Here is a 7,385-nt window from a genome sequence, read left to right on the forward strand (position 1 = left end):
GATCGGCGTCGGGAGTTGGAGCGGGTAGAGAAGGAGCTTCTAGCAGCGCGCGACAGAATCTCCCGCACGAAGCGCAGCCAAAGCAAAAAGCAGGAAAGTCAATCAGATTCATCCGATACGGTTTGAGCAACGGTGAGCGGGATGCCACCCCCTGCCCTTGATGGACACGGCGCTTTTTTGGCTCCTTATGATCGAAGGCTGAGGCTCTCTATTGCTTTTTGCTATAAAAGTGTGCCGGGACAGCCATGGCAGGACCGAGGCGCTGCGATGCTACGTAAGTCTTTCAGCGAAGATTGAGTAGCCTGAAGAGAAAAACAAAGCCTCTTACCAACCATCGCTGATGAGGGCTTTGTTTATGGCGTGCCTCCTCAATCTTCAAGAAAGTCCGGAATTGACTGATGGAATTTTGAATAGCCATACAGATCGGGTCTTTCATAGCATCTCGTCTCTTTCTGAAGTTCCTTTTCGTCTTGAGTGATAAATTTTACGGAGCCTGCTGTTCCGTAATAATTGTAAGCATTTAAGTCTTCAAGCCACCCGTCTTCATCGTCGTTAGCAATCCGGTGATTGGATACTTCTAGTTCAGGGACGATGCCATATTTTAAGTGAGACAAAGCTGTGCACTTTTTATTTATTGAATAGTGCTTGCCATACCGAGCGAGACTAATACTCGGTACTTCATGACCGAGAACCTCAGCAATTAATACACCATCAACATCGTTCTGCTTAAGTCTGTCTGCAACAGTGTGCCTAAAGGAGTGGAACGTTTTCGTAGTGTCAGTAATAATTTGTCTAGACCAGCGGCTCCACCATTTAACCAACTCGTGACTGTAACCATTCTTTGAATGTCGCTTCAGGCCGGGAAACAAACGTGAGTGGCCTTCATCCTTCATCTTGCACGCGTAATTCATAAAACCAAGGGTCAATAAATCAGGATGAATTGGAACAGCTCTGACACTACTTTTAGTTTTCACCTTCTTGTCATGACCGCGCTCAACCTTGATGACGAGGTCTTCAAAATTAATATCTTCTAGATACAGTTGTGCACATTCATCGGCCCTGAGTCCGGTATACATGCTGATAAGCGGTGCCCAGTATCTTTCGTGCTTACCTTTCAGGTACGCAATCTGCTTTTCCCTCTGCAAGTGACTGAATAGTCGCCTAATATCATCCAATGAATAAGCTGATCTTATTTCAGATGCTACTCTTTTGTCAGTAAGAGCTGTCCCTTCCACGGGATTAACAACCAGAAATCCTTGTTGCACAGCATACTTCATCACGCCCGAAAGATTTGAAAGATACTTATTAGTGGTAACTACCCCCAGGCCACCAGCAGTCAATTCTTTTCGCCAGTGCAAGACGTCATCTTGCTTGATGCTATTTATAGGCTTATTGCCAAATTTCACTTTGATGCGCCGAAAGATACCTTCTTTTTCCATCTTGGTTTTGGGAGTCCAGTTGTCGGAATTCTTGAGCTCGTACAGTCGAATGACGTTAGAGAGCGTCACAATGGATGGTACCACGGGAGATTGGTAGGCGGGTTTATTAGATTTGTCGGAGAATTTTCGTGTATTGAGGAGGTCATCGACCTTTTTTCTAGCCTCATCAGGAGTCAAAATATTTATCCGCAGAGCCAAGCAGATTCTCTCGATTTCGCTGTCATAGTAAGCTCTGATCGTGCGAGCCTCACCCTGTTTAGTTGATTTGCATGACTTGGTGAATTCATGCAGTCCGTCAAAGTATTCCCTCAATTCAACCGGAACGCGGCGACGATAGTGCCAAGTTTTCCCTCTTAATCTCATGAACGATACAAAAAGCGCCACAAGCCACCTCCAATCCCACATTTTTTGTGGAACAAAAGATGGTGCAGCGCTCTCCCCCAGAAAATAAATCCAGTTAATACGGCTACTTGCGAGAAATGGTGGAGGTGGCGGGAATCGAACCCGCGTCCGAGAATCGTACACATAAGGCGTCTACATGCTTATACCTGTTTTTGCTTTAGCCGCTCGGGACTCCACAGGCCGGGATTCCCGATTGCCGATTCCGCTAAATTTCGCCGCAGGGCCACGGACTCTCCCTGAAACTATCCCACTGAATGACGTTCTATCCTTCCACGTGGGAGATGGTAGGTAGAACGTTAGCAGGTTATTAAGCTGCTAAAGCGTATTCGTAGTTGTCGGCGCTTAATGCGTCCCGGATTGTTTAACGAGCCACCCGGACCTCGGCATGCAACCTTAGCTTCTTACCCCCGTCGAAACCTTTACACCCCCTTAAATCTGAAAAAACGTTCAACGTTCGATGTTAACTGCGATCTTAAAACCCAAAAGATGTTCAACGTTCAACGTTCCGTGTTAACTGCAATCACCTGCTGAAGGTTCAAACTCAACGTTTGTATATTCCCTGTTCAGCGGCCTTACCGTGCTGTCACGTTGCCAGTGCCATTCAAGTCGAGCTCAATCGAACGTTGAACGTCGAACGTCGAACGTCGAACGGCCGTTAGTCCGTTAGTCCCTGTCCCTGGACCCGCGATTTCTTTCTTTCAGCGCGACCACGACGTCGCGCCGCATGTCCTTCTCCTTCATGACTTCGCGCTTGTCGTAGTTTTTCTTGCCCTTGGCCAGTCCCAACTCGGTCTTGACCTTGCCGTCCTTGAAGTACACCCGCAGCGGGATCAGGGTGTAGCCTTGCTCCCTGATCTTGGAGAAGAGCTTTACGATCTCCTTTTTGTGCAACAACAGCTTCCTCATCCGGTCGGGATCGTGGTTTTCACGATTGCCGAAATCGTACGGGTTGATGTGGAAGTTGTGCAGGAAGGCTTCGCCGTTCTTCACCATGGCGAACGAGTCGTTCAGGTTGGCCTTGCCGTTGCGCAGGGACTTTACCTCGGTCCCCTGCAGCACCATGCCCGCCTCGTAACGCTCCTCGATGAAGTAGTCATGAAACGCCTTCTTGTTGTTGCAGATCAGCTTTTCGCCCATAACGACCCATAGTACCAGAATCACCTGCAAAAGGACAGAGGGAAAAACATAAGGATCTTTTGCCAGTGATTCCAGACGGCAAACTGTCGCTCTGGTCTTCTTGACTTTCGGGGGAAAAGCAGGGACACTAACCGGCCGCGACGACGTCGCGCGGCACCACTTATTCAGCCAAGGAACAGCATGCAGTCCAAAACCATCAAGTCCGATCTCCTACTTCTTCTGATCGCCGCCATCTGGGGCGGCGGCTTCGTCGCACAGCGCAAGGGACTCGATTTCCTGGGGCCCTTTTCCTACAACGGCATCCGCTTTGCGCTGGGGAGCCTCTCCTTGCTCCCCCTGGTGTACCTCAATCGACGCCGGCAGGGGCCCTACCACGGCAGCCTGCCGCAAGCAGGCAACCGCGCGCTGCTGCACGGCGGCCTGATGGCAGGGGGCGCGCTTTTCATGGGCGCTTCGTTGCAGCAGGTCGGCATCGCCTACACCACGGCGGGTAACGCCGGTTTCATCACGGGACTTTACGTGGTCCTCGTTCCTTTGCTGGGCATGTTCTGGGGACAGCGCCCCACTGTCGGCACCTGGCTTGGCGCCGTCCTGGCTGCCGTCGGCCTTTTCTTTTTAAGCGTCACCGACCGGTTCACCATCGGCATCGGCGACCTCTTGGAACTGATTGGGGCCGTTTTCTGGGCGGGGCACGTACTCCTGATCGGCTGGCTCTCGCCTCGTTTGGACCCCTTCAAACTTTCCGCCCTGCAGTTTGCGGTCTGCTCGGTCCTGAGCCTCATCACCGCCTTCATCTTCGAATCGATGACCCTTGCCTCGGTTTGTGCGGCCTGGCGTCCCATCCTCTACGGCGGCCTGATCTCAGTTGGTTTTGCCTACACCATGCAGGTGGTGGCGCAGCGTGATGCCCATCCCGCGCATACCGCGGTGATACTCAGCGCCGAGGGCGTGTTCGCCGCCATCTGGGGGTGGTTTTTCCTCGGTGAGGTGTTGGGAGTGCGCGGCTTGTTAGGCTGTGTCCTGATGCTTGCTGGCATCCTCTGTTCGGAGCTCTGCAACCTTGTCATCCAGTTGAGGAGCAGCGCCAAGACGGCCTAAAATGGGTTTGACACAAATTGCATGAAACAGTGACGGCTGGTATCGTGGATGGCTCGCCGCTTCCATTTTGGAATGAAAAGGTTTTGACGATGAACGAAGAAGGGCATGAGGGGGTAGGGGAGCAGGAGCCCCTGGAATCGAAACGCTACCTGCGCTACCTGCAGAAGCTGCGCGAGAAAAGCTTCATGCAGGTCACCATCTGGACGGCGGCACTGCTGGTCGGATGTGCTGCCGTTCTCTTTGCACGTCTCATCACCGCTTCGCAGGCCTTCTTTTTCTCCCTGTTTCACGGCCATCCCTACCTCATGACGGCGGCCACCCCGCTGCTGTTCGTCGTTGCGACGCTCATCGTCCAGAAGTTCGGGCCCGAAGCCCGCGGCAGCGGCATCCCCCAGGTGCTGGAAGCCATAGACCGGGCGCACGGGGACGACAAGCAGGAACCGCCGTGGCACAGCCCGCTGGTCTCGCTGCGTACCGCAGTGGTAAAGGTGATCTCCAGTTGCGTCGGCATCATTGCCGGAGCGTCCATTGGGCGCGAGGGTCCCACCGTCCAGATTTCAGCCTCCGTCTTTGCTTTTTTCGGGCGTATGACACGCCGTGTCCTGCCCCAGGTTGATTTCCAGACCTTTCTGACGGCGGGTGCTGCAGCGGGCGTCGCGGCCGCGTTCAATGCGCCTCTCGCCGGTATTGCTTTTGCGCTGGAGGAAGTGACCGAGGGCGCCTTCGGACGTTTCCGGGAAATGGTGATGCTTGCCGTCATCCTTTCCGGCATCGCGGCTATGGCCATAGCCGGGAATTACCTCTATTTCGGTCACCCTGCAGTCACGCTTACCCCCAACCTGCTGGTACCGGAAACGCTGATCTTCGGCGTTGTCGGAGGGATCATGGGGGGCGCGTTCGCGCGGCTGCTTGCCTTTCCGGAACTGTTCGGTCTCCCTCCCCAACCGTGGAAGAGGGCGCTCTACTGCGGCATTATCTGTGCTGCAGTCGGCTTGTTGACCGACGGAGCCTCTGCCGGATCGGGTTACGAAGTCACCCGCAGTTTCCTCGAAAGTTCCTCCATCGAACAGTGGCCCCCAGGACTGGGCATAGCGAAGTTCGCAACCACGGTCCTTTCCTACCTTTCCGGAATGGCAGGCGGCATCTTTTCTCCCTGCCTTTCCATCGGAGCCGGCTTCGGGTTCACCGTCGCGAAACTTCTTCACTTGCAGAACTTCAAGGTGTGCGGGCTGCTCGGCATGGTCGGCTTCTTTTCCGGTGCCATCCAGGCCCCGCTCACCGCGGTTATTATCATCATGGAGATGACCGACGAGCACACCCTCATCATTCCCTTCCTGCTCGCGGCGTATCTTTCCCGCAGGATCGGAAAGGTCTTCATGCCGGTTCCGTTGTACCGTTTCCTTGCCAGCAAAAATCGGAAGGGGTAGCGTCTGTTGCCCCTTCCCGCAAGATTACTGGGTTCGATTGCACGCCCCGCTTTACCCCCACCATATTGCCTTGTCACTCACCATCCCTCTTCATCAGAAATAGTACAAACATCCGAAATCACTGATTGCTTGTGTATTAGAAATCTGCTAGATTCTCTGACCGTTAAAGGACTCTGTTTAAAACTCACAGAGAAGATTGGGCAGATGCAACTGAGACAGTCTGGCGGTGTGCGCTAAGAGTATGGTGACATCGTCTTGGCCGTAGAGGTACTGGTAAATGGGAAAGCTTTGGCAGTTTCTATCGACCGTCTTCAGCGGTAGCACGCACGGCGACGAAAACGATGAGCGGTTAAAGTCGCTGCCGTATCAGTATGTGCAGTTCGACATGGCCTTGGCTTGGGAGATTAAGCAAGCGGGAATGGAGACGGTTGTCGAGGGGGTAGGGAAGAATCTCCGCTACGCCTTCATGGAAGGTATCGAGATCTGGATCGCAGCAGTCGATGCCGCAGGCCAAACACGAGCGCGCAACGTCAGCTTCGTCATCCCGCGCCAAGTCAGAATGGATGGTATCTTTCCCTTCAGCGTCGAGCTTCCCATTCCCGTGGAGCCAGGCATGCTGCTGAAGTTCACCTACAAGTACAACGGCTCTGATGGCGGTGACGGTGGCGTGGACTGGATGCAGAGTTTTGAGTGGACGCTGCCCTAAACAAGACATCATCTGCCCCATCTGAACCATGATAGAGCGTAGTAAAAAAGTAGCTTGTCCCCTTTTATTCTGACATGGTTACTGCTCTCGGGGGATGGTGTCGCACATTTTTCGAACAAAAGTGACTTATTCTGTCACATGCGTGCGATATGAAGAAGCCGGATGGAAAGTGTTACTCGAGTGACGAGGGGGCCGTGACTGTGGAGACTAATCTATGACATCACCTAACATGCTGGTCAAATCTCTACTCGCGGCTGAGTTTGACGTCACACCGACTACATGCACCATACCCATGATGCAGCCGTTCTGGGTCAACGCCGACAGCACTGCAGTGACGCTGGCTTTTGAGGATGACGCAACTGTTACGGTGCAACTTTCCTTTCAACATCACCAAACCCTGCTCAAGTTTGGAAACGATGCTGAGACTGTCGATAGCATGATGGAACTGTGCGCTTCAGAATGGTTCAGTGACTTGGAGCGTGGCTTCAAAAAGGTGGCTGACTATTATGATCTGCAATGGGAGAGAGAGTGGGAGGATTACCCCTTTCCTTACCCTTGGATAAGTTATCACCTTACCGGCCGTTTTACAGCAGCTGACAGTGACCGTGTATTGTCACTGCTATTGGAAATGAGGTCAGTGCTTCGTCAAAATGAGCCACCAGCTTGAAGATCAGCACGTGTCAGGAGTGAAGTCAACTCGGCTGCAGCTATACGTTCTCAACCTTTACTTTTACAGGAGCAGCAATGAAGGTCTTGATCCACAGAGGTAGCAACGAAATAGGCGGGACCTGTATCCAACTTTCTACTGACAAGACCACCATTCTTCTCGACCTCGGTCTACCGCTCTCTAACGACAGCAAGGCCATCGACGTCTCCAGCCTCAAGCCCGATGCCGTATTGATTAGCCATCCACACCAAGACCATTTCGGATTAATCGATCTTCTTGCCCCTGACATTCCCGTCTATATTGGAGAACTTGGGAAAAGGCTGATCGATGCCACGCGGGTGCTTCTAGGGAAGGATCTGCATAAAAACCACTTCCATCACTTCAAAAGCTGGCACCCCTTCCACGTCGGCGACTTCACCATTACCCCGTACCTGTTGAGTGCCACGACATCGTGGACACAAATAAGTGCCACCACATCGTAGACAAAGTTCTCTGACAATCGAATAGCC

At 52.8% G+C, this 7,385-nt stretch carries 7 protein-coding genes and 1 other RNA gene; 5 read left to right on the plus strand and 3 right to left on the minus strand.

Going from position 1 to position 7,385, the window contains the following annotated elements; translation table 11 throughout:
• Positions 1-368: 368 nt before the first annotated feature.
• From JFN91_RS22435 to smpB, 3 genes are all read right to left on the minus strand, one after another.
• Positions 369-1,823, minus strand: a complete 1,455-nt coding sequence (locus tag JFN91_RS22435) for a tyrosine-type recombinase/integrase (protein ID WP_199391106.1) — start codon at positions 1,821-1,823, stop codon at positions 369-371.
• A gap of 96 nt (positions 1,824-1,919) precedes the next feature.
• Positions 1,920-2,270, minus strand: a transfer-messenger RNA (tmRNA) gene (gene ssrA, locus JFN91_RS21000).
• Positions 2,271-2,504: 234 nt separating this feature from the next.
• Positions 2,505-2,978, minus strand: coding sequence for an SsrA-binding protein SmpB (gene smpB, locus JFN91_RS21005; protein WP_199391107.1), 474 nt, complete (start codon positions 2,976-2,978; stop codon positions 2,505-2,507).
• A 180-nt stretch (positions 2,979-3,158) separates the two neighbouring features.
• On the opposite strand from smpB, the gene JFN91_RS21010 reads away from it, so the two are divergent.
• The 5 genes from JFN91_RS21010 (at position 3,159) to JFN91_RS21030 (ending at position 7,358) form a co-directional block, all read left to right on the plus strand.
• The gene (locus tag JFN91_RS21010) at positions 3,159-4,076 is read left to right on the plus strand and encodes a DMT family transporter (RefSeq protein ID WP_199391108.1); all 918 of its coding nucleotides are present in this window, start codon (positions 3,159-3,161) and stop codon (positions 4,074-4,076) included.
• An 89-nt stretch (positions 4,077-4,165) separates the two neighbouring features.
• Positions 4,166-5,503, plus strand: a complete 1,338-nt coding sequence (locus JFN91_RS21015; protein WP_236015299.1) for a chloride channel protein — start codon at positions 4,166-4,168, stop codon at positions 5,501-5,503.
• Positions 5,504-5,780: 277 nt separating this feature from the next.
• Positions 5,781-6,209 (plus strand): hypothetical protein, encoded by a 429-nt coding sequence (locus tag JFN91_RS21020; RefSeq protein ID WP_199391110.1) that lies wholly within the window; start codon positions 5,781-5,783, stop codon positions 6,207-6,209.
• A 214-nt stretch (positions 6,210-6,423) separates the two neighbouring features.
• Positions 6,424-6,876, plus strand: a complete 453-nt coding sequence (locus JFN91_RS21025; RefSeq protein ID WP_199391111.1) for a hypothetical protein — start codon at positions 6,424-6,426, stop codon at positions 6,874-6,876.
• Positions 6,877-6,953: 77 nt separating this feature from the next.
• Complete coding sequence (locus tag JFN91_RS21030) at positions 6,954-7,358, plus strand: MBL fold metallo-hydrolase (protein ID WP_199391112.1); 405 nt, start codon at positions 6,954-6,956, stop codon at positions 7,356-7,358.
• Positions 7,359-7,385 lie beyond the last annotated feature (27 nt).

This window comes from Geomonas anaerohicana, from assembly GCF_016458305.1.
GTDB lineage: Bacteria > Desulfobacterota > Desulfuromonadia > Geobacterales > Geobacteraceae > Geomonas > Geomonas anaerohicana.

Bases quoted from the DNA above. Each gene is read 5' to 3' on its own strand.
- smpB (WP_199391107.1), bottom strand. From the start codon at position 2,978: ATGGGCGAAAAGCTGATCTGCAACAACAAGAAGGCGTTTCATGACTAC.
- JFN91_RS21010 (WP_199391108.1), top strand. From the start codon at position 3,159: ATGCAGTCCAAAACCATCAAGTCCGATCTCCTACTTCTTCTGATCGCC.
- JFN91_RS21015 (WP_236015299.1), top strand. From the start codon at position 4,166: ATGAACGAAGAAGGGCATGAGGGGGTAGGGGAGCAGGAGCCCCTGGAA.
- JFN91_RS21020 (WP_199391110.1), top strand. From the start codon at position 5,781: ATGGGAAAGCTTTGGCAGTTTCTATCGACCGTCTTCAGCGGTAGCACG.
- JFN91_RS21025 (WP_199391111.1), top strand. From the start codon at position 6,424: ATGACATCACCTAACATGCTGGTCAAATCTCTACTCGCGGCTGAGTTT.
- JFN91_RS21030 (WP_199391112.1), top strand. From the start codon at position 6,954: ATGAAGGTCTTGATCCACAGAGGTAGCAACGAAATAGGCGGGACCTGT.